The 21,758-nt window shown below is 49.1% G+C and carries 15 protein-coding genes and 1 tRNA gene; 10 read left to right on the top strand and 6 right to left on the bottom strand.

All coding sequences use genetic code 11. From position 1 onward, the window contains the following. Positions 1 to 47 precede the first annotated feature (47 nt). The 5 genes from ACKFKF_RS13215 to ACKFKF_RS13195 all read right to left on the bottom strand — a co-directional run bounded on the left by ACKFKF_RS13215 (position 48) and on the right by ACKFKF_RS13195 (position 6,339). Positions 48 to 120, bottom strand: a tRNA-Met gene (locus ACKFKF_RS13215). Between the two features lie 127 nt (positions 121 to 247). Then, positions 248 to 2,236 (bottom strand): peptidoglycan DD-metalloendopeptidase family protein, encoded by a 1,989-nt coding sequence (locus tag ACKFKF_RS13210; protein WP_446868129.1) that lies wholly within the window; start codon positions 2,234 to 2,236, stop codon positions 248 to 250. A 1,206-nt stretch (positions 2,237 to 3,442) separates the two neighbouring features. Then, a complete protein-coding gene (locus ACKFKF_RS13205; protein WP_446868128.1) occupies positions 3,443 to 3,904 on the bottom strand; it encodes a tRNA (cytidine(34)-2'-O)-methyltransferase in 462 nt (153 codons plus the stop codon). A gap of 373 nt (positions 3,905 to 4,277) precedes the next feature. After that, positions 4,278 to 5,408, bottom strand: a complete 1,131-nt coding sequence (gene gshA / locus ACKFKF_RS13200; protein ID WP_446868127.1) for a glutamate--cysteine ligase — start codon at positions 5,406 to 5,408, stop codon at positions 4,278 to 4,280. A gap of 232 nt (positions 5,409 to 5,640) precedes the next feature. Beyond that, on the bottom strand, positions 5,641 to 6,339 hold the full coding sequence (locus ACKFKF_RS13195; RefSeq protein WP_446859847.1) for a TetR/AcrR family transcriptional regulator: 699 nt from the start codon (positions 6,337 to 6,339) through the stop codon (positions 5,641 to 5,643). A gap of 230 nt (positions 6,340 to 6,569) precedes the next feature. Between ACKFKF_RS13195 and ACKFKF_RS13190 the strand changes: the two genes are divergently transcribed. From ACKFKF_RS13190 to ACKFKF_RS13145, 10 genes are all read left to right on the top strand, one after another. Continuing rightward, complete coding sequence (locus ACKFKF_RS13190; RefSeq protein ID WP_446868126.1) at positions 6,570 to 7,868, top strand: HlyD family secretion protein; 1,299 nt, start codon at positions 6,570 to 6,572, stop codon at positions 7,866 to 7,868. 18 nt (positions 7,869 to 7,886) lie between these two features. Next, positions 7,887 to 9,860 (top strand): ATP-binding cassette domain-containing protein, encoded by a 1,974-nt coding sequence (locus ACKFKF_RS13185; RefSeq protein WP_446868125.1) that lies wholly within the window; start codon positions 7,887 to 7,889, stop codon positions 9,858 to 9,860. A 50-nt stretch (positions 9,861 to 9,910) separates the two neighbouring features. Then, positions 9,911 to 11,014: an ABC transporter permease gene (locus ACKFKF_RS13180; protein WP_446868124.1), complete on the top strand. Its 1,104-nt coding sequence runs from the start codon at positions 9,911 to 9,913 to the stop codon at positions 11,012 to 11,014. Between the two features lie 41 nt (positions 11,015 to 11,055). Beyond that, positions 11,056 to 12,201, top strand: a complete 1,146-nt coding sequence (locus tag ACKFKF_RS13175; protein WP_446868123.1) for an ABC transporter permease — start codon at positions 11,056 to 11,058, stop codon at positions 12,199 to 12,201. Between the two features lie 263 nt (positions 12,202 to 12,464). After that, entirely contained in the window at positions 12,465 to 14,870 is a 2,406-nt protein-coding gene (locus ACKFKF_RS13170) for a TolC family protein (RefSeq protein WP_446868122.1), read from the top strand. A 187-nt stretch (positions 14,871 to 15,057) separates the two neighbouring features. Continuing rightward, positions 15,058 to 16,071, top strand: a complete 1,014-nt coding sequence (locus ACKFKF_RS13165; RefSeq protein WP_446868121.1) for a M23 family metallopeptidase — start codon at positions 15,058 to 15,060, stop codon at positions 16,069 to 16,071. A 111-nt stretch (positions 16,072 to 16,182) separates the two neighbouring features. Continuing rightward, positions 16,183 to 17,907 carry a succinate dehydrogenase/fumarate reductase flavoprotein subunit gene (locus ACKFKF_RS13160; protein ID WP_446868120.1) on the top strand — a complete coding sequence of 575 codons (1,725 nt, stop codon included), beginning with the start codon at positions 16,183 to 16,185 and terminating at the stop codon, positions 17,905 to 17,907. Positions 17,908 to 17,918: 11 nt separating this feature from the next. Continuing rightward, positions 17,919 to 18,542 carry a hypothetical protein gene (locus ACKFKF_RS13155; protein ID WP_446868119.1) on the top strand — a complete coding sequence of 208 codons (624 nt, stop codon included), beginning with the start codon at positions 17,919 to 17,921 and terminating at the stop codon, positions 18,540 to 18,542. Positions 18,543 to 18,752: 210 nt separating this feature from the next. Further along, positions 18,753 to 19,841: a DUF262 domain-containing protein gene (locus tag ACKFKF_RS13150; protein WP_446868118.1), complete on the top strand. Its 1,089-nt coding sequence runs from the start codon at positions 18,753 to 18,755 to the stop codon at positions 19,839 to 19,841. Then, a complete protein-coding gene (locus tag ACKFKF_RS13145) occupies positions 19,838 to 20,536 on the top strand; it encodes an MAE_28990/MAE_18760 family HEPN-like nuclease (protein WP_446868117.1) in 699 nt (232 codons plus the stop codon). Before ACKFKF_RS13150 ends, ACKFKF_RS13145 begins: the two co-directional genes overlap by 4 nt. Here the strand turns inward: ACKFKF_RS13145 and ACKFKF_RS13140 are convergent. Further along, on the bottom strand, positions 20,533 to 21,573 hold the full coding sequence (locus tag ACKFKF_RS13140) for a DNA cytosine methyltransferase (RefSeq protein WP_446868116.1): 1,041 nt from the start codon (positions 21,571 to 21,573) through the stop codon (positions 20,533 to 20,535). The genes ACKFKF_RS13145 and ACKFKF_RS13140 overlap by 4 nt on opposite strands. Positions 21,574 to 21,758 lie beyond the last annotated feature (185 nt).

Genomic DNA, 21,758 nt, shown 5'->3' with positions numbered 1-21,758 from the left:
AACAGAGGGAGTTCCTTGAAACCCTCGCTGTATCTTGCTTTTCTTTATGGCTCAGGCGAGATTTGAACTTGCGACCTTGGGCTTATGAGTCCCCTGCTCTAACCACTGAGCTACTGAGCCAAACTGAATTATTGCCTTAACAAGTATAGCACAAGACTCGAATCAGAATCTAGAGCGTCCTGTAAAAATAGCAAAAAGAGGAGCCAGTAAGACTCCTCCAAGAAGAAATCAGTCATTCACAGAACGACTAGCCGCGATTTTGAGGCAGATAGGCGATCGGGTTAACCGCTCCCTGACCTGGAAGATGAACTTCAAAGTGAGAGTGAGGCCCAGTGCTAAAGCCTGTACTGCCCATTTCAGCGATTTGCTGACCTTGAGCGACCTGCTGACCCACTTTCACTAAAATGCGGTTATTGTGCCCATAGAGGGTAACGCTGCCATCTGCGTGCTTGACCTCGACCAGGTTGCCATAGCCGCCATCATTCCAGCCTGCGGTGACCACCTTACCGGGAGCCGCCGCCACAATCGGAGTCCCGATCGGGGCCGCAATATCGATCCCTTTGTGCATCCGTCCCCAGCGCCAGCCATACGGAGAAGTCAGCATTCCCTTAGCAGGCCAGATATATCCGGCAAACTTACCACTTCCAGGCAGGTAAGAATCGGGCTTGCCCAACGGCGGTAGGCTAGGAGAAACCATTTTGCCCACCGAAGACCGCATCAAGGGCGCGTAGGACTCCGAACCCGCAGGAGCGGCTGCCACGATTTGAGGTTTCTTAGCCTGCGGTTTTTCTGATTTGCGCTCACGCTGCTGCAAACTGCGAAGCTCTGCTTGGAGGGTTTCTAGATTGCGACTGGGACGAAACTCTGGGTTGACCCGTCGAGTCGAAGCGTTGAGCGTGGAGGGAGCGGGAGCCTGAGTACGACCGGAGAATAGAGGCTTAGACGGTTGGCTAGATCCTCTAGACTGGTACTTTTGACGCAGCTTAACCACCTCTGAAACCAGGTTGTTGACGTACTGATCGGGCTGCTTGGAGTCGATCGCTTGAGACGCTTGAGGCGCTTGAGTTTTGCCGTATTGTCCGCCCGATGTAATTCCAGAAGGATTTACGAGGGCAAACTGCTCGGCATCTCCGCCTACGCCAGCGGTCGGAGGAATGGGCTGGACATTTACAGAAACAGAGGGCGCAGTGGGTTGATTGGTCGCAGCAGAAAGGCTAGGCACCACTGGAACGGTGACCGAAGTCAGTCTGTCTGAAACTGAAGCAACCGGAACTGAGGCAACCTGCGAAGGCAAGGCTGCGCTAGATTGGGGAATTTTGATCGATTGATTAACCTTTAGCAAATTGGGATTGCTCAGTTGGTTAATCTTCACCAATTCCGAGGAAGAAACCCCGTGAGCTTGCGCGATCGAGGACAGGGTTTCCCCAGCGTTTACCTGATAGTTCATCAGATTTGCCACTTCAGCAGGAGATGGCACCTCCGCCGTGGAAGCCAACCCGTTCTCGGACTCCTCAGACTTCAACTCCGCCAAACTCTGCTTCAGACGATCCCGCTGCTGCTTTAGGCTCTGGACGGCAGCATCTTGCTTACTCTTTAGCTGCTGAGACTCGTCACCGGGGGTATAAATCCCAGGCTGGCTTGAGGCGATGACAGCAACGGGTTCTGTGAGTGAGGGCACTACTGCATTTGTAGAACCAGTGGCAGACACAGCCGCACGGTCATCAGGCCGACTTTGCTCAACGGTCGAAGCGCTTGCGGGCACTTGCAGCACTTGCCCAACGTAGAGAACGCTGTCAGGGCGCAGATTATTGAGCGTGGCGAGTTCGCTGACACCGAGTTTGTAAAGCTGCGCGATTCTCCAGAGGGTTTGACCTTCTTGAACCGTGTGCTTGACCTGTTCGGATTGAACGGCAGCAGCAGCTTCACTCAGGGGCGGCAAAACCGCAACATCGGGTATCGTAGCGGCGGTCGGTTCGGCAGGAACAGGTTCAGCGGCGACAGCGGCTTCTCCTTGTTGAGGTGCAAGTACCCCGTAAGCTCCCATCGAAATTGCCAACCCGATCATGGCGGCAGAAGTGCGAACGCGACGGTTTGATTCTGGGAGCGCCTGCTTGGGCTGTTCCGTCAGAGCGTCATTGTTGACAGCGCTAAAGGGAACAGGATTGATCTCTTGCGGAAATGCTCGTTTCAAAAAACGACCTCCTAAATGTCCAGCATTTAACTGTCCTTGAGCCATGAATTTCACCCTCTGTCAGTGATCAAAACTGCTTGAAGAAGCGATCGAGATCACAATCGGTAAATACACTTAGGCAAGATTACCTTGGTTTTTTGATTTAGACAAGTTCATATCATTCAACAAAATGAAATGATTTCCTGACAAATACCAAAAACGCAGGTGACTGACTTGTAGCAACTTATCGTAACAGGGTAACTGTCCGATGTTGACCTGAGACAAATCCAAACAGGAGTTTAGCTTACTCTGCTCAGATTGCAACAGGAAAATATGGGGCAGTTGTTGATTCATAACTCAGAAAGACGGACAGGGTGTGAATCTGTCTAATTGAATCTTTAGTCCAATCTTAAGATCCGCGTCAAGTCACTGATTATCAGCATGTAGTGACATGAAGTTAAAGCAAAGGCAGATTCGCCTTCAACCGTAGAATCATGCAGACTACCATACTCTAAAGACGCAGGTCTGTCGCCTGGAAGAAATTATAAAAGCTAGAATCCTTACTCCACGAAGATTTCAGCCGTTGGAAATTAATAGTTTGAAATTTCAAAGATAAAAATCTGAAGTTCTTCCGACGATCGGCACCTCTGATATAAATTTCTTATTGGTTTAAAGCAATTTAGTAGTGTAAATCACTAATTGTGGGGATGATTTCACTTTGTGAATCAGGAGGCAGTATTTTCTCTGCACAACTTCTGCATGATTATCAGCTTGATGCCTAGATGCACATATTTAGATGTACATATATAGATATGGCATTGGTCAGCCATCATGGATTCTAATCCTTAGATCTACGGCTTGCCGGAGTTAAAGCGATTTTGGATTAACAGAAGTATTTGAGCTAAGAAACAAAGCTTTCTGCACAATTCTGGGATAACAGGGCTGAGTTCAAGCGCTACAAACAAGCGCTACAAAAGGGTTCAGGATTTGAGCGGTAGACGTTAACTCAACGTCAGTTCGATGAGAGTGACTCACTTCGTTTCAATCAGCTTCAGCCCCCTAAATCCCCCAAAATTGGGGGACTTTGAACGAGAGATCTTGTCCAAAAGTCCCCCAGAATTGGGGGATTTAGGGGGCTGAAGTGCTGAATAACGGAGCGGAAAAACTCCATCGAATTCACGTTAACTCAGACCCGGCCGCTTTCATAATCTGGAGGTGGTCTCTTTGAGGTGTCCGCAAAGGTCGCCCTAACCTGCTCTCAATCGTGGACAACTACTGCATCAATCCGAGTTGGCGACGAGCCTCAAATAGTCCAACAGTTGCGCTGACAGAGAGGTTGAGACTTCTAACCTGCGGCTGACTCATGGGAATATGAACCGTCAGAGCACACGCAGACAACACGTCGGTCGAGAGTCCGGTCGTTTCGCTACCAAATAGCAGCCAGTCGTCGATCGCATAGTTGACCTGAAGATAACTAGAACGTCCTGAAGTGCTAAAGCCGATCCAGCGGCCGCCCTGCTGTTGGTGAAAGGTCTGAAACGCTTGTAGAGACTCGTGACAGTGCAGGTTGACATAGGGCCAGTAGTCGAGGCCAGCCCGCTTGAGGGTGCGATCGCTAATTTCAAATCCTAGCGGCCCGACCAGGTGAAGTTCGGTATTTGTAGCAGCACAGGTTCGAGCGATATTACCCGTATTGGGGGGGATCAGGGGCTGAATCAGGACAATTCTAGGCATGAATGAATCAATACTTGAGTTCTCAGTATCCAGAAGAATGCAGATGATCGGCTAAATTGAACGATTGATATATTTTTTTAATAATAGAGAATCATTGATGGATTGATTAGATATTTTAATTTTAAATTATCATCAGCCTCTGGATAGATTAAAGATTTGATTTTGTCATAAAGTAGTGATTTTTCCTGGCAAGAATTTAAATTCTTCTTTTATCAATCTCTAATTTGGCGCAGAAGAATCAATCAGTTGGCTTAGGGATCGATCGCATTTTTAGGGGAGCTTTAGTTGATTTACCTTCAAAATTTAGCGGTCAGACTAAAAGTTTGCTGACAATTTTACTCCAACCGCTAAAGGTCACCGACCAGATTTGTCTTTACGCCACCAACAATTCTGCTTGAAGCGCCAGTTCTTGCATTTGCATTGATTGGATTGCGTCCATCAAAATCTGCTGATTATCCCAGCCCTGCTGTCGGAGTTTTAGCCAGCGTTGCGCTTCATTGCCTTCTCGAAGAATTTTTTTAACAGGAAGTAAAAAGCAGCTAAAGCCGTGTTTTTTGGCGATCGACCAGACTTCACCATAAAGTTCTTCGACCCAATCTTGAGCCAAAATGGGTCGCCCGTCCTGCCAATGACGCAATTCAGCCTGCAAACTATCCTTGGCGGCGAGGCTTTCATTTTGGTCGGTCAGCGTGACCAATTCCTCGGCAGAGAGGTCGCTGAGTTGGAGCGGGTCGAGATCAGGATTTTCGATGAGTTGAATAAGTCGAGCTTCTAGAAGGGCTGTAACCGAGAGGAGGGCGATCGGATCAGACACCAGATCACAAATCCTCAGTTCCAAACGGTTGAGATTGTAGGGACGGCGATCGCCATTCGGACGCACCGATGACCAGAGATGCCGCACATTTTGCATCGTTCCGGCTGCTAGTTGTTCCTCTGTCCAGTTAATAAAGTGAGCGTGGCTGGCAAACAGGGGGACGTGAGCAGGTGTTTTTGGGAAAAGTCCCCAGCGAGTTGAATGGTAGCCCGTCACGTCTCCATTCAAAAAGGGAGAGGCAGCACTCAGCGCCAGATATAACGGAGCTTCTAGCCTCACCAACCGACAGGCCCGCATGAGAACTTCCGGATCACTGATGCCAATATTAATGTGGACGCTGGCCGTGACGACTTTGGTACCGTAAGTCTGCTCAATGTAGTCGTGATAAGGATTTCCAGGATCAGAGCGATGAAAGCGATCGGCTCCTCCCAAGGACAACGTGCTTCCCGGAATCAGGGTATAGTCTCCGAGTTGTTTGAGATATTGGCGCAGTTGAGTGCGAGGGCGTACCAGATCACAGAGCGATCGTTCATATCGATAGCTAGGAGGGGTGGTGTATTCAACGTTTCGGCTATCTGGTTCTCTCACAAAACCGTCAAGTGTAGCCACAATTTTGTCAGACATGCCGACGACTTCACCTTCGGGCGTTCCTGTGTAAACCTCAATTTCAAACCCTTTAGATAGCAGCATCTTGCCTCCGAAAAGTGATCGCTCTTATGTTTCCAGTATCAGGGAAAAGGGGAATTGGGGAGAGCGTCGGAAGAGAGAGGGAGGAGGGAGGGAAGAGAGAGGGATGAGGGATGAGGGATGAAAAAATTGCTTCTATCGGTTCGGGGGTGTCAATATTTCGGATTTTGCTCTTACCAAACAAGACCCGGACGAATCGCCACAACTCCCAATCTCTGTCCTCATCCCTCATCCCTCATCCCTCATCCCGTCTTTGCGCCAGGACTAAATTAATTAGGTTATTGATCAAGCGATCGCGCTCCATTGGAATGATGTCTTTGCCGTAGAGAACTTCTTGTAAAACGACGAATGAGACGAGCGATCCAAAGAAAATTTGGGCGATCGCGTCTGGGTCATCAATGCCGATTTCGGGGTGCAAGTCAAAATAACCTCTGAGAAGCTGCCGACCCTGGACGACAACGGCGCGAGTGTAGAGCTTGGCTAATTCTGGAAATCGGGCGGACTCGGCAATAATGATCCGAAACAGAGATAAATATTCCTCGTTGACTACCTTTAAAAAGTACGTCTCTGCAATTTGTCGCAGCATGATCGCCGGGTCGCCGCGCAACGATTCTGAGCAAAAGGTTTCTTGAAAGTGGCGAATCGTGGCCCGCTCGATCAAGGCAATAAATAGTCCTTCTTTGTCGCGAAAGTGGCTGTAGATGGTTTGTTTTGACACGCCTGCTTCTGTGGCCACTCGATCCATGCTGGTGCCTGGGTATCCTGATCGCAAAAAAACTCGCATCGCCCCCTGAAGGATTTGTTCCTGTTTTGGGCTGGCAGCCACGCTCAAGATTTTTAACTCAGACACTTTTAACTCAAATACTTCTAACTCAGATACTTTTAACTCAGACACTTTTAACTCAGACATCGGCGGCGGTGAGTCAGGGGACATCGACGATCCTAAGTGATCAATTAAGACTCCGTAGAGCGACTGGAGACGAGAAGACAGAACCGTCGATCGTCCGTTAGCCCCAACCTACCTATCATTGACCGCTACTAGCCATTCTTGCCTTTGAATTCAGATTGGCTTATTAACTTTTTCAAAGAGGAGTTGTTTAATCAAACTGGACAGTCTAGTATGATTTTAACCCGCATCCTCGCTGCTTTAAAAGCCTTACCGCGATGTCTCAGACCCTTCCCAAATCGACGGACAATCTTCAGGATTCGCTCAAACCTCAAGCGCGGCGTAAATTTAAGCCCATGTTGCTGATTCCGATTGGAGTGGCGATCGCCGGGATCAGTTACGCCACCTGGCAACTTTTGCCCAAACCTGAAGCGACAGCACTGCGACTGAGCGGACGGATTGAGGCAGACGAAACGGATATTGGAGCAAAGACGGGGGGACGGGTGAGTACGATCGCCGTTCGAGAAGGGGATCAGGTGCAAAAAGATCAGGTGATTGCTGAGATCACCGATGAAGAAGTGCCCGAACAGTTGAGAGCAGCGACGGCAGACATTCAGGCGGCTCGGCAAGAAGAACAGCAGGCGAGACAAGAGGTGGCTGTGGCAGACAGTCGAATTCGAGAATCACAGCTTAATTTGCAGCAGTCCAAAGGCGATGCCACCGGGCGAATCAGTCAAGCCTCGTCTACCGTTTCTGCGGCCAATGCTCAACTGGCACAATCTCAGGCACAGGTGAAGCAAGCTGAGGCTGACGTTAAGCAAGCCGAAGCGCAATTGAGATTGGATATTAAGACGCGCGATCGCTATGCTCAACTCGTGGCAGATGGCGCAATCAATCAGCAGCAGTTTGATCAAGCCCAAACGACGGTCGAAACGACTCAGGCAAAAATTGAAACCGCTAAAGCAACGTTGTTGTCTCGTCAGGCGGCTGTTGCGGCGGCTCGTGATCAACTCAGTGCAGCTCAGGGTGGGCTAACTCAAGTGCAGACGACGGGATTGAATCCGGATATTCGTAGCGCTCAGTTGGCTGGCTTTTATCAACAGCGCGATCAGGCTTCTGCAAAACTGGCGGCCGCTCAAGCCAAAGTGAGAAATAAGATCGCCACTCAACAGCAGTTACAAAAACGGTTGGATTCCTTCACGATCAAGAGTCCGATCGCTGGAGTGGTGACGGCTCGACCTGTGGAACCGGGGGCCGTCGTGGCAACGGGTAAAACGCTGTTAACCGTGATTGATTTGAATTCGGTTTATTTACGCGGCTATGTGCCAGAAGGTGAGATTGGCAAAATTCGGGTGGGACAATCCGCAAGGGTGTTTCTCGACTCCAATCCTGATCAGCCTTTGGCGGCAAAAGTGGCGGCGATCGACCCCAAAGCGTCTTTTACGCCAGAAAATATTTATTTTAGAAACGATCGCGTCAAGCAAGTCTTTGGAATTAAAGTCACGATCGACAATCCCAACGGTTTCGCCAAACCCGGAATGCCGGCCGATGCCGAAGTCAAACTCAACGGCGAATAATCGCAATCAGGACATCCCATGACTCAGAATGCGATCGACCATCCCACTTCTACGCTGGACGCTTCAGTTTCCAGTTCCCCGATCATTCAAGTCGCCAATTTGCACAAGCATTATGGACGAGTGGCGGCGGTGCGGGGAGTCGATTTTGAAGTGCGACGAGGGGAAGTGTTTGGACTAATTGGGCCAGATGGAGCAGGAAAGACGACGACGTTTCACATTTTGGGCGGCGTAATGGAGGCGACGGCGGGAGAGGTGCGCGTTCTCAATCAGCCTGCACGAGATGCCCGATTGAGCATTGGCTATCTGACGCAGCAGTTTTCGCTTTATCTCGATTTGAGTTTGGATGAAAATTTGCGCTATGTGGCGGGCTTGCGGCAAGTCCCCGATCGCCTCTTCCAAGAACGTCGAGACAAATATCTGCGGTTGATGAGTCTGGATCAGTTTGGCGATCGTTTAGCGGGTCAACTGTCGGGCGGCATGAAACAAAAGCTGGCTCTCTGTTGTGCGCTGGTGTCTGAGCCTCAAGTTTTGTTGTTAGATGAACCGACGACAGGCGTTGATCCGGTTTCGCGGCGAGAATTTTGGGATGTGTTGGCGGCCTTGTCTGCGGAAGGGGTGACGATCGTCGTAGCGACTCCCTATCTTGACGAAGCCGAACGCTGTAACCGAGTCGCTTTGATGTATGACGGTCAGATTCAACAGATTGGCACTCCGGCTGAGTTGCGAAATAGTCTGGGGTTAGAGCGTTTAGAGGTTTTTCCTTCCAATTTGAGTGCAGCAGAGCGGGCGTTAGCCACCAGCGGGGAATTAGGTGAAACGGCGATCGCGGATGTGCAGACCTTTGGCGATCGCTTGGATGTATTGGTGACGGATTTGCGAGAAGGAGAGGCGCAGGTACGGGAGATCCTCGATCGGCATGACTTGAAAGTGGGCGCAATCAATCCCGCAGAGCCAACGTTGGAAAATGTCTTTGTGACTCGATTGCGGCAGGAAGGCTCGGTTCCTCAATTTCTGGAGTTTCCGCGATCGAAGGGCGATCGTAACCAGTGGGATTTAGCAGCCAGCAACCCGATCGCTATTTATGCTCAGAATTTGAATCGAATTTTTGGCAGCTTTCAGGCCGTCAAGAATGTGAATGTCGAAGTCCGCTATGGCGAAATTTTTGGGCTGTTGGGAGCAAACGGCGCAGGCAAAACGACCACGATCAAAATGCTGTGTGGCTTGCTGCCGAAGAGTTCGGGTGAGATTGCGCTGGGAGGCGAACGAGGCAACCTTCGTAGCAGTGACTTGCGGCGGCGGATTGGCTACATGAGTCAAAAATTCACGCTCTACGACGATCTGACCATTTTGCAAAACCTGGAATTCTACAGCGGCGTGTATGGCATTCCGCGCAAGCTGCGTCGAGAAAAAATCGAGTGGGTGATTGCCACCTGTGGACTAGAAGGGCAAGAAACCATGCTGACGGGGCAACTTCCGGGCGGTTGGAAGCAGCGCGTTGCGTTTGGGGCATCGGTCATGCACGAGCCAGAAATTTTGTTTTTAGACGAGCCAACTTCTGGAGTCGATCCGTTGGCCCGACGACAATTTTGGCGACTGATCAACGAGTTTGCCCGCAACGGGACGGCCATTCTCGTTACCACCCACTATCTAGAAGAAGCCGAACAGTGTAACCGCATGAGCTTCATGGTAGCGGGCGAAACTGTCACAGAAGGTTCACCCAGTCAAATCAAAGCCGCCCAACCCGGACAACTAATCGAAGTCATGATCGACCAAAATCAGGCCGCCTCCAACCTCCTCAAACAGCACCTGGACTCCTGGCGCGTCTCAATTTTTGCCGATCGCCTCCACATCGTCGTCGATGACCCCATTCAAGACACTGCCAAAGTGCGATCGCTCCTCAAATCTGCCAATCTCCCGGTACGATCGCTCCGTCCCATCCCCTTCTCGCTCGAAGATGCCTTCATCGGAGTCGTCCAACGCGCCCAACCCTAACCTCAAGGAATTTATTTCCTCCCTCCTCCCTCCTCCCTCCTCCCTCCCCCATGTCCCGAATCCTCACTCAATGCTCCAAAGAATTAGCGCAGTTTCGTCGCGATCGACTCACATTAGCGTTGGCGTTCATTTTGCCAGTCATGACGCTGTTCATCTTCGGATTCGCAATCCGGTTGGAGGCAAAGAATATTCAGCTAATTGTGCAGGACGACGATCGCAGCAATCTCAGTCAAAGCTACCATGAGCGACTCTATGCGACCAATCAGTTTACGCCTGTGCAGTGGAGTGGGAAGGATGCGGCAGAGGGCATCGATCGGGGGTTGGCCAAAGCGGCGGTGATCATTCCCCCTGATTTTAGTCGCGACATCAAAGCTGGAAAGACAAGCACCGTGCAGGTTTTGATCGATGGAGCGGATGTCAACAATGCCCGTGTGGTCAAAAACAGCATTCAAGCCGTCACCAATTTTTTCATCCAAGACCAGCAGCTTTTACCATCACCGAGTCGAGTCATCGCCCATACGCGCCTGTGGTTTAATCCGGGACGCAAGGAATCGCTGTATATCGTACCGGGAGTTTTTGGTGTAATTTTAGCAATCTATCCAGCATTGTTAGCATCGTTGGCAATGTCGCGAGAAAAGGAGCAAGGTACGATTCTACAAACCTATGCTTCGAGTATGAGCGCTGCTGAATTATTGTTAGGAAAATGGTTAGCTTATTTTGTTGTAGGAATCGGTCAAGCGTTGTTTGTGATGAGTTTAGGATGCGTCGTTTTTAGAATCTGGTTTGTGGGCGATCCATCCCCTTTGATTATCGGAACTGCATTATTTCTAACAGCCAGCATTATGTTTGGATTATTAATCGGCGTTCGTGCTAACAATCGTACCGTTGCTGTTCAGGGCGTTGCTACCGCAGGCTTCCTCACAGCGCTTTTATTATCTGGTTTCATCTATCCCTTAAGCAACATTCCCTTTCCATTATCGTTGGTCACGAATATAGTGCCCGCTCGTTATTTTATCGAAATCAGTCGAGATGCTTTTGTCCGAGGCACAGGCTGGCCAGGCATTTGGACAGCTCCTTTATTTTTAATTCTGCTCTCTCTATTCTTCTTCAACATCGCCAGACGAGTCATTGGCCGAATGCAGCTACCCGGTTGATTAAGTTTTGTCTTCAACACCTCACTCCTCACCTTCTCAAAATGAAACTACTTCGGCAATTAATAGAAAGTCGATTTTGGGCATTAGCGGTCAAAGAAGTTAGTCAGATTTTACGCAACAAACAGCTTATTTTTATTCTCATCTTTCCGCCCACGGTGCAGCTTTTGATTTTTGGCTTGGCGCTCAATCCCGACGTGCAAAATTTGAAATTAGGAGTGGTCGATTACTCTAATACACCGATGAGTCGAGAATTAGTTGCAGCGATGACAGTGAATGGCGTGTTTCGAGTGGATCGACCCCTTGCGGGTATCTCGAAGAGATTGCCCCTCAGCGAGTTTGCTTTAGGCGAAGAAGTCCGGCGGGGCGAAATTACCGCAGGCATGGTGATTCCTCCTGACTTTAACCGCGATTTGAAGGGCGATAAAACGGCCGAAGTGCAGGTTTTAATCGATGCCGTCGATGCCAATACTGCGGGGATTGCCAGTGGCTACGCGACTCAGATTATTAACCAGTTTAGTCGGCAACTTTCACCGCAGACGATCGTACCCATCCAGACGCAGGCGGTTTATCTTTACAATCCAGGTTTGATCTCCAGTTGGTTCATCGTTCCGGGAGTGTTGGGGCTGGTGTTAAATTTGGGAAGCTCGCTCGTTTCCACTGCAACCGTCGTCCGAGAAAAAGATTCTGGCACCCTCGAACAACTGCTGATGACTCCCGCCGAAGCGTGGGAAATTATTCTCGCTAAAATCGTTCCTTTATTTGTGTTGCTCCTGGGTGAAGTCATACTCGCCTTGAGCATCGCAAAATTTGTGTTTCAGGTTCCTTTTCGCGGTAATTTTTTCTTGTTCATGGTTTTCTCAGGGCTGTATATTTTTGTAGGCATCGGAGTGGGATTTTTACTCGCAACGATTTCTCGCACTCAACAGCAGGCAATTCTCACGTCATTTTTTATTAATCTCCCCTTAATCCAACTGTCTGGGGCGATCGCGCCCGTCGAGAGTATGCCACCCTTGATCCAAACCATTTCGCTGTTCAATCCGCTGCGTCACTATGTCAAAATTGCCCGTGGCGTTTTACTCAAAGGCAATGGACTCGATGTTTTGTACCCCGAAGCGCTGGCTCTGTTGGCCTTTGCGATCGCCCTTCTCCTGATCAGCACTCATCAATTCCGTAATCAACTAAGTTAGCGGCATAATAGCGCTCGATTACTCGTGAAAATTGTTTAGTCTTTCAGATTGCTATTTTTTGTCCTGTATTCTTTCATGGGGGACGATCGTTTCTCCTAGACGCTAATCGCCAAAAGGATCAAACCGCCCAACCTGGAAAGTCTAAAGTCAAACAGTTTTGCCGATCGACCTCCACAAGCGGTATCCTGCTTAAGGTCGTCTCCGGAGTTTCTACTCCGTGTCACTGATTCAATATGCTGTGGGCTAACCGAGAACGTATGAAAATGTCTCTTCATTTAATGAGTGTGGGTGTGGGAGCTTTGATCGCCTTCGGCAGTACGGGAGTGGCTTATTCTCAAACGCTTTCCGATGGTCAGCCCCAAAACCAGAGGCCGACTCCTTCCAACAGTCCGGCTAAAGACAGTTCAGCCAAAAAGCCAGCGATCTCCTCAAGCGATTCACAAGGGGTCGCCGAGATTGCTCAGTTTTTTAGACCCGAAACCCAGACAAACTCCAGTCTGAGACAGGCTTCTTCTGACAATTCGATTACCAAAAATCCGACTAAAGATAATCTGACTAAAGATAATCTGACTAACAAGCCGAGCAAAAAATCCGTCGCCGAAGTCGCCCAAATCTTTAGATCCGAAAAGCAGACAAATTCCAGTCCGAGACAGGTCTCTTTAGACAAGTTACCTAAAGACAATTTGCTGGGTAATCTGACCCAAACATCTGTTGCCAAAGTCGCCCAAGCCTTTAAGCCTGAAATTCAACCCAATTCTAGACGGGCCCAGGCACTCCCCAAAAAATCTGTCGTGGCTCCGCTGCCATCCGTCGGAACGATCGCTTTGAGAAACCTGCAAACGATCGCCCAGACCTTTAACCCGCCTCAGATCGAAGCCGTCAGCCTACCCAAAATTGGCACCCTGGCACAAGCATTCAACCTCCCTGTCACAGCTCAAAAGCCTCCCGCTCAAAAGCGTTCTGTCTCCCAAGTCGTCAAGCCTGTTGAGCGCACCCTTCCCAAAACCGCCGCGCCGATTAAAGAATCTCCAGCAATCTCTTCGAGATCCCCGCAAGGAGTCGCCCAACTGCCTCCTGTGGTAGAAGTGCCCAAACTGGAGGATGTCGCCAGAGCCTTTGAGCCAGAAAAGCTTGCGGACACGCGCACCACTCAACCCCCTAAACCCACGGCTCAAAACACCCCGCCCGCCAAACCCCCAACGCCCTCGACTCCACTTCCTCCGGCTGGGCCGCCATCGAATACTACCCCAACGCCCACACCGACCCCCGCCCCAAGTGAGAACCCTCGCCCTTCGGCTCCGACCCCCGGACGAATCGAGCCTGCCCCCGACTATTTGAACCCTTCGCCCAATCCGCTCCAGTTTCCTACCCGCCCCGAAGAAGTCCGACTTCAGGGAACGCAGCCGATTACGCTGGCCCAAGCGATCGAGCTATCAGAACGCAATAACCGTGACCTGCAAGTGGCGCGATTGCAGCTAGAAAGTACTCAGTCAGCGCTCCGAGAAGCCCAAGCAGCCAATTCACCTACGCTGGCCGTACAGGCAGACTTGACTCGCGCTCAAAGTGCGGGTTCAGAGCTTAATCGTAAGGCTCAGGCCTTTCAGCAGCGAAACAATCCCTTCTTTCAGGGAGACGACAGCGATCCGGTCAACACGACGCTCAACGGCAGCCTACAACTTAGCTACGATATCTACACCTCTGGGCTGCGACCCGCTCGAAATCGGGCAGCCGAGCGTCAGGTACGGGTCAATGAGCTAGAAGTCGAGCGAGTGCGGGAAGATCTGCGGCTCAATGTCTCCAACGACTATTACGACCTGCAAGACGCAGACGAGCAAGTGCGGATTAATGCCGCCGCCGTGCGAAACGCTGAGATTAGTTTGCGCGATACTCAAGCCCAAGAACGAGCCGGACTGGGCACTCGATTTGATGTGCTGCGATCGCGGGTTCAATTAGCCAACGCTCAACAACAATTGACCAACTCGATCGCTACTCAAGCCGTTCGTCGTCGCCAACTCGCTCAACGAATCAGCATTGCCGAATCGGTGAATCTGTCTGCGGCTGATCCGGTAACCACCGCGGGAACCTGGCCGCTGTCGATCGAAGATAGCATCGTTCTGGCGTACAAAAATCGAGCCGAATTAGAGCAGCAGCTTGTCCAACGAGAAGTCAGCGAACAGCAGCGCAAAGCCGCCCTTTCTGCGTTAGGGCCCACCGTCAGCGTGTCGGCTCAATATAATCTTTTGGATGTTTTTGAGCAGCCCGTCAGAGCCGCCGATGGCTACAGTATTGGTCTCCAGGCCCGCTGGAGTCTCTACGATGGAGGAGCTGCCGTCGCTCGTGCCAGACAGCAGGAAAAAAACAAAGAGATTGCCGAGGCTCGATTTGCTCAAAACCGCAACACGGTTCGCTTCCAGGTTGAGCAGGCCTTTTCTACGTTGCAGTCCAATCGGATTAACATCACCACGGCGGGCACGGCTCTCAATGAAGCCAGAGAATCACTACGGTTAGCTCGATTACGCTTTCAAGCGGGGGTCGGCACCCAGACAGAAGTGATCAACGCAGAAACCGATCTCACGCGGGCTGAGGGCAGTTTGGTGAGTGCGATTTTGGGCTACAACCGATCGCTCGCTCAACTCCAAAGAGCCGTGAGCAACATTTCAAGACAGTAGGTTTTCGTCGGCAAATCTTTGTCAACGCTTCTGATTTCTACACGAACGCGATCGAGCAAGGCACAATAAGACAGAGCATCCGCTGGAGGGAGATTCACAATGATTTTTGATTAGCAGACTCCCTGACATCCGCCATCACTCAGAAAACTTGTCAACCGTCCACTTCATCGTCCGCGAGGATTGCCCCATGACTCAGCACAAAATTTTTCCTTCGATCGCGCCCAAGCTGGCTAAACAGCGATTCTTTTTGCTCTGCGGCATGAGTTGGTGGGTGGGGTTGGGCGTTTTGAGTGGAAGAGTCAGCCTGGCCCAAACGCCGATCTCGCCCGACAACACGGCGACCCCTGATCCCGTGATTTCGGCTCCCGAACCTGCGGTGATCATTCCTGCCCCCGCTGCCCCCGAATACTCAGCCCCCGAAATTGTCTCCTCCCAAGAAGCCGCTCCCGTCCCAGACACCTTTATCGATCGCACCAACTACAATCTGGGTGCCACCCAGCGATCAGAACCTGTGACGATCGTGAGTCGCCCGCCTGTGGATCGATCAACTCCGATGAGTGTGGCACCGATTCAAGCGGGCCCGGTCAGCCTTTCGAGCAGTGGGATCGGTTGGAATCCAGGCAGCACCACCCCGGTAGGACGCGAATACAGCACTGTTCGGGACTACTACAATCGCACCGTGCGCCCGATCGGTCGTCTGGGCAACAACATTCGGCTAATCTTTCCTCTCGCACTCCCGGCTCCGATCACTTCGCTGTTTGGCTGGCGCGTTCACCCGATCACAGGCGATAGTCGCTTTCACTCAGGAACAGACTTGGGCGCACCAATGGGGACTCCTGTGTTAGCAGCTTATGCAGGTCAGGTAGCGATGGCCGACTTTTTAGGCGGATACGGGTTAGCCGTTGCCCTGAGTCACAATCAAAACACCCAGCAAACGCTCTACGCCCACTTATCAGAGATTTTTGTCAAGCCTGGAGAAGTCGTCAAACAAGGCACGGTGATCGGGCGAGTCGGCAGTACGGGCAATTCGACGGGGCCTCACCTGCACTTTGAGTTTCGCCAATTGACGACTCAAGGTTGGGTAGCGATGGATGCCGGAACTCAGCTAGAAACCTCCCTGGCCCAGTTAGTCAAAGCGATGCAAGTCGCTCAAGCCCCCAACAAATCCGCCCAAGTGAGCGGGAAGCCGATCGCCAACTAATCAAGAGACTAAAGACCAGAGACCAAAGACTCAAAATTCCTCTTTGTCTACTGTCCAACGTCTAAAGTCCCTCCCTCCTCCCTCCTCCCTCCTCCCTCCTCCCTTCTCAACATGCTCGATCACGATGTCATCATTGTTGGCGGCGGACTTGCAGGGTCACGCGCAGCCCTCGAAATCGCCCGTACCAATCCCAGTTTGAGTGTCGGATTAGTGGCCAAAACTCACCCGATTAGATCGCACTCCGTCGCCGCGCAAGGCGGAATGGCCGCAACCCTGAAAAATGTCGATGCGACTGACACCTGGGAAGCTCACGCCTTCGATACGGTCAAGGGATCGGACTATTTGGCGGATCAGGATGCCGTCGCGATTCTCACGCAAGAAGCCCCTGATGTTGTGATCGATTTAGAACACATGGGCGTTTTGTTTTCGCGCCTTCCTGACGGGCGAATTGCTCAACGTGCCTTTGGCGGACATTCTCACAATCGGACTTGCTACGCGGCCGACAAAACGGGTCACGCGATTTTGCATGAGCTAATCTGCAATCTGATGAAGTATGGGGTCAAAGTCTACGAAGAATGGTACGTGACGCGCCTGATTTTAGAAGAGGGACAGGCCAAAGGTGTGGTGATGTATCACATCGAAACCGGGCAGCTAGAAGTTGTTCGCGCTAAAGCAGTCATGTTTGCGACGGGCGGCTATGGGCGGGTTTACAACACGACTTCTAACGACTATGCCTCCACAGGGGACGGGTTGGCGATGACGGCGATGGCTGGCTTACCCCTTGAGGATATGGAGTTTGTGCAGTTCCATCCGACAGGATTGCCTGTGGGCGTGTTGATTTCTGAAGCGGTGCGGGGAGAAGGGGCTTATCTGATTAATAGCGAGGGCGATCGCTTCATGGCCAATTACGCGCCTTCGCGCATGGAGCTGGCTCCCCGTGACATTACTTCTCGCGCCATCACCTACGAAACTCGCGCAGGTCGGGGCGTTCATCTCGACGGCACCAAAGGCGGCACGTTTGTCTATCTTGACTTGCGCCACATGGGACGAGAGAAAATCATGAGCCGCGTGCCGTTTTGCTGGGAAGAGGCGCACCGACTGGTCGGAATTGATGCCGTGACGCAACCGATGCCCATTCGTCCCACAGTTCACTACTCGATGGGGGGGATTCCCGTCAACACCGAGGGACGAGTCAGAGCCAGCAGCCACGATCTGGTTGAGGGATTTTTTGCGGCGGGGGAGACGGCTTGTGTGTCGGTGCATGGAGCCAATCGGTTGGGCAGCAACTCACTGTTGGAATGTGTCGTGTTTGGGCGGAGAACGGGAGCGGCGATCGCTCAATATGTCCAAAATCGCAAGCTTCCAGACTTGAATCCTGAGAAGTATGTGGCCGAAACTGCAACACAAATTCAAACGCTGCTCGATCAGCCTGGAGAATACCGGATTGGTGCGATTCGACAAGCGTTTCAAGACTGTATGACCGAGCATTGTGGCGTGTTTCGCACCTCAGAAGTGATGCAGGCGGGATTGGTCAAACTGAGAGAAATTCAGCAAAAATATACTCAAATCAGACTCGACGACAAAGGCAAACTCTGGAACACTGAAATCACAGAAGCGTTGGAGTTACGAAGTCTTTTAATTGTGGGTGAAATGATTCTCACGTCGGCGCTCAACCGCCAAGAAAGTCGAGGCTCTCACTTTCGAGAAGACTTCTCAACCCGCAACGACGAAACTTTTCTCAAGCATACGCTTGCCTACTTCTCGGCCGCCGGGATCGACATCGACTATCTGCCCGTCACCGTCAATCTATTTGAACCCAAAGAGCGCAAGTATTGAGGTTTCAACCTATGGCATACAGCGATTTCACCCTCTCTGAAGTTCAACAAGACTTTGATTTAATCCTCGAAGAAAGTCGCAACTTATTTTTTGATGTCGAGGAGATAGAACCCTCTAATTTTCTCAAACAAATGTTGGAGGAATCTATCCCTTTAGCAACTGCAATCAACACCGAAAAAGCGCGTTCTGAACTGATGATTGCACCCGTTTTACTCGAAGTCAGACGGCAGTTAAAAAATCAAATTAGTCTGTTTTCAGGAACCGAGTTTAATGTCGAACCTGAACAAGGACTTGCTGGTTTTTGTGATTTTATTATTAGTGGCTCAAAAGAACAGTTTTTCATTAGTGCGCCTGTCATTTTGATTACAGAAGCCAAGAATGAAAACATCAAAGCGGGTCTGGGGCAATGTGTTGCTTCGATGATTGCGGCTCAACGGTTTAATCAAAAAGCAGGAAATGAAATTCCAATCATCTATGGAGTGACGACCAGCGGGACACTTTGGCGCTTTATCACATTAGAAGAAAAGCTCGTTCACATTGATGTCACAGAATACTACATTCGAGAAGTTAACAAGATTTTGGGAATTTTGATGAGAGCGATCGTTCCTGTCTTACCAATAGAACGCGCTGCTTAAAAGGATTGGTAGGGCAAGCACAGGTGAAACTTACTTTGACTTTCGGCTTTGACAACCTCCAACTACAATTCTCCTGCCTGCTCAATCGCTCAACTTAGAAACCCTCAAGCTTGGCCCCATTCGTCCGTGAACGGCTAAAATTATGGACAGTTCGACTGAGACGTAAGCTTCTTTTGCCGTGCTATGACATCACCGAAACTAGAAAGTAAAATGCCAAAAGCAGCAAACACCCCAATAGTAGAAATCACAGATGAAAGAAGAGATCAGGCTGAAGCAGAAATACGAGATAAGCAGAAACCCATAGACTACGACACAAAAGAATACCCAGTAGAAATACTTGTTCAAAAGTATACCAATGGACTAGAAGATGATACCAATGAACTGTTCATTCCAGATTATCAACGAGAAATGGCTTGGGATGAAGCAAGGCAGTCAAAATTCATTGAATCTGTGATTTTAGGATTGCCTATCCCGTATGTTTTTGTAGCTGATATTCCCGATGAAGAGAATGAAGCACGTTTGGAAATAATAGATGGTACACAGCGCATTCGTACTTTGGCTAAATTCCTTAACAATGAGCTAAAGCTTGAAGACCTCGAAAAGTTGAAGAAATTGAATGATTTCAAGTTTTCTGATTTACCTCTCTCCCGTCAGAGACGCTTTAAGCGAACTACGCTTCGGATGATTCAACTAACTGAAAAAGCAACTGAAGATATCCGTAGAGATATGTTTGAGCGTATTAACACGGGCAGTGTTGTTTTGAATGAAATGGAAAAGCGCAGAGGAATACAACGTGGGCCATTTCTTGAATTTATTGATCAGCTATCTAATAATCTTAGGTTCCGCAGTTTATGCCCATTCTCAGAAGCCCTTGTTGATAGACGTGAACCACAAGAGTTTGTGCTGAGATTTTTTGCTTATCTAAATAACTACGAGAATTTTCAACGTCAGGTTAATGAGTTTCTCAATGCATATTTAGAAAAGAATAATAATGCCAGCTTTAATCAGGAACTAATGCAAGCTGAGTTTGAATCAATGCTTGACTTTGTAGAGAAGTATTTTCCGAATGGATTTCGTAAGGGTAAAAATAATACTACTACCCCTCGAATTAGGTTTGAGGCGATCGCTGTAGGCACTGCGCTTGCGTTAAGAGAGAAAAGTGATCTTGAGCCAAGGTCAATGGAATGGCTAGATTCGCCAGAGTTTAAGAAACACACTACCTCAGATGCAAGCAATTCCAAGCCTAAAGTAAAAAGTCGGGTTGAATACGTGCGCGACCAACTTCTCGGCAAATTATGACTAGTGTATTGCTTCAAGATTTTACTGAACGCTCTAGAGAAGTGAGTAGATATTTTATTTTTTTGAAAAGTCTAGAGCAAGGCACAACTAAACTGAGCATGGATGGTAAAGGTAGTAGTTCAAAAATTAAAGACATTGATCCTGAGTTATTAAAGACTCTAAAGGCAAGCGGTTTTTTGTTGCTTTATAATTTAGTAGAAGCAACGATGAGGAATGTCATCGAAGCAATCTTTGATGAGCTAAGGAGTAAGGGAGTTTCTTATGATCAGATAAGGCCTGAACTTAAGAAAATTGTTCTCAAAAATCTTAAAAAGCGAAATCCCGATAAGATTTTCTCAAGCATAACAGCCATCTCCGTCGATATCATTACCGCTGGTTTCGACAAAGAGGATTTATTTTCTGGCAACATTGACGGGAGAAAAATTAAGAGCACTGCGGCTGAATATGGATTCTCTCATTCAACTGAATACGCAAAAACAGGTGATGGCAGTGATTTGTTAACTGTCAAAACAAACAGAAATGATTTGGCGCATGGACTTAAGTCTTTTACAGAAGTAGGACGTGATAAAACCGCAGGTGAGCTTCTAGAAATAAAGAATAAAGTAATTAAATATTTGAAGCAAATACTTCAAAACATTGAGACTTATCTGGACAATGCAGAGTATTTGGATGCGTCTACAGTAATTACTCCTTAAGTAAATCTTTCAACGTGTTCTAGAATACTTTGAGCAATGACTTGCCCTAGCTTGACGGGAACAGCATTACCAATTAGCCGTCCAATTCGATCAAAAATAACGGGTTCATCGGAAGCTACAAACTCGTAACTTTGTGGAAAAGTTTGTAATAATGCTGCTTCTCTGAGAGATATAGCGCGATCTTGCTCAGGATGTCCAAAACGCCCATTACCAAAACCAAAGCATTGTGTTGTGATAGTTGGGCTGGGACGATCCCACTCCATTCGACCATATACTCCTGGATAAGTTCGACCGCTTTTTTTCGTATGGCATTTGGCCACTAAATCATCAGACCAATCGCGCCAAGTACCTCCGGGTCTAGAGGCTTGAATACGGCGAAGATTTAAGTCAGACAGTTTACTGCATTGATGAAGTCGATCAGTCTTTGATGTTTGACCCGCAAAGAGCGGATCAAGATGTTCGATCGTTTTACGGACTGTCTTGTATCCCTTCTTATCATGTGTCGGTGGAATTAATTTAATCCTTCCAAATTTCGAGGCAAGAAGAACTAGTCTTTTTCGAGCTTGAGGAACCCCATAGTCCAAGCAATTAACTTCACAAGATCTAACTGAATAGTTTAAAGTCTCTAGAGTTTGAACAAACTCCATAAAGACAGGATGATGCTTTAACTGAAGCACATTCTCCATTGAGACAATCTCTGGTTCACACTCTTGCACTAGGTGAGCAAAACTTTGTAGAAGTTTCCACTTCAATTCTCTATCATCGTAACGTCTTGCATAGCTTGAGAAGGGCTGGCAAGGTGTACAACCTGCTAAGACCTTCACCACGTCTCCAGAAAAGTGTTCTTCTAAGTCCAGCTTACTAACAAGACTGACATCTTTCCGTATAAATCTAGCTTTATTATTATGCTCATACGGGAACTTACATGCTGGATCAATATCATATCCAACTCTCACTGGAAGACCTGCTTGCTCAAACCCATAAGTTAGTCCACCAGCACCACAAAATAAGTCAATTGTAGAGATGCTGCTAGTCATTCAATTTCTCTCTAGTATGCATAAACCAACGAGTAATCGTAGCGCATTTGAGTGCTTTAAGATAGTAGCTCAGGCAAATTTTAGGGCTTTTCAATCAGCTTGTTTCAGGTGGATAGCTGACTAAAGAGCAGTTTCGTTTGTCGAGCAAAAGATGAGAAGAGCTAATCATCATTGCGCTGAACGTT

The sequence above is a fragment of the Phormidesmis sp. 146-12 genome, assembly GCF_052939495.1.
The sequence above is the reverse complement of the archived record's forward strand: the minus strand, read 5'-3'. Positions and strand labels throughout refer to the sequence as shown.

What these genes read in the sequence shown, in the direction of transcription:
- ACKFKF_RS13210 (WP_446868129.1), bottom strand. Translation starts at nt 2,236, where the DNA reads ATGGCTCAAGGACAGTTAAATGCTGGACATTTAGGAGGTCGTTTTTTG.
- ACKFKF_RS13205 (WP_446868128.1), bottom strand. Translation starts at nt 3,904, where the DNA reads ATGCCTAGAATTGTCCTGATTCAGCCCCTGATCCCCCCCAATACGGGT.
- gshA (WP_446868127.1), bottom strand. Translation starts at nt 5,408, where the DNA reads ATGCTGCTATCTAAAGGGTTTGAAATTGAGGTTTACACAGGAACGCCC.
- ACKFKF_RS13195 (WP_446859847.1), bottom strand. Translation starts at nt 6,339, where the DNA reads ATGTCCCCTGACTCACCGCCGCCGATGTCTGAGTTAAAAGTGTCTGAG.
- ACKFKF_RS13190 (WP_446868126.1), top strand. Translation starts at nt 6,570, where the DNA reads ATGTCTCAGACCCTTCCCAAATCGACGGACAATCTTCAGGATTCGCTC.
- ACKFKF_RS13185 (WP_446868125.1), top strand. Translation starts at nt 7,887, where the DNA reads ATGACTCAGAATGCGATCGACCATCCCACTTCTACGCTGGACGCTTCA.
- ACKFKF_RS13180 (WP_446868124.1), top strand. Translation starts at nt 9,911, where the DNA reads ATGTCCCGAATCCTCACTCAATGCTCCAAAGAATTAGCGCAGTTTCGT.
- ACKFKF_RS13175 (WP_446868123.1), top strand. Translation starts at nt 11,056, where the DNA reads ATGAAACTACTTCGGCAATTAATAGAAAGTCGATTTTGGGCATTAGCG.
- ACKFKF_RS13170 (WP_446868122.1), top strand. Translation starts at nt 12,465, where the DNA reads ATGTCTCTTCATTTAATGAGTGTGGGTGTGGGAGCTTTGATCGCCTTC.
- ACKFKF_RS13165 (WP_446868121.1), top strand. Translation starts at nt 15,058, where the DNA reads ATGACTCAGCACAAAATTTTTCCTTCGATCGCGCCCAAGCTGGCTAAA.
- ACKFKF_RS13160 (WP_446868120.1), top strand. Translation starts at nt 16,183, where the DNA reads ATGCTCGATCACGATGTCATCATTGTTGGCGGCGGACTTGCAGGGTCA.
- ACKFKF_RS13155 (WP_446868119.1), top strand. Translation starts at nt 17,919, where the DNA reads ATGGCATACAGCGATTTCACCCTCTCTGAAGTTCAACAAGACTTTGAT.
- ACKFKF_RS13150 (WP_446868118.1), top strand. Translation starts at nt 18,753, where the DNA reads ATGCCAAAAGCAGCAAACACCCCAATAGTAGAAATCACAGATGAAAGA.
- ACKFKF_RS13145 (WP_446868117.1), top strand. Translation starts at nt 19,838, where the DNA reads ATGACTAGTGTATTGCTTCAAGATTTTACTGAACGCTCTAGAGAAGTG.
- ACKFKF_RS13140 (WP_446868116.1), bottom strand. Translation starts at nt 21,573, where the DNA reads ATGACTAGCAGCATCTCTACAATTGACTTATTTTGTGGTGCTGGTGGA.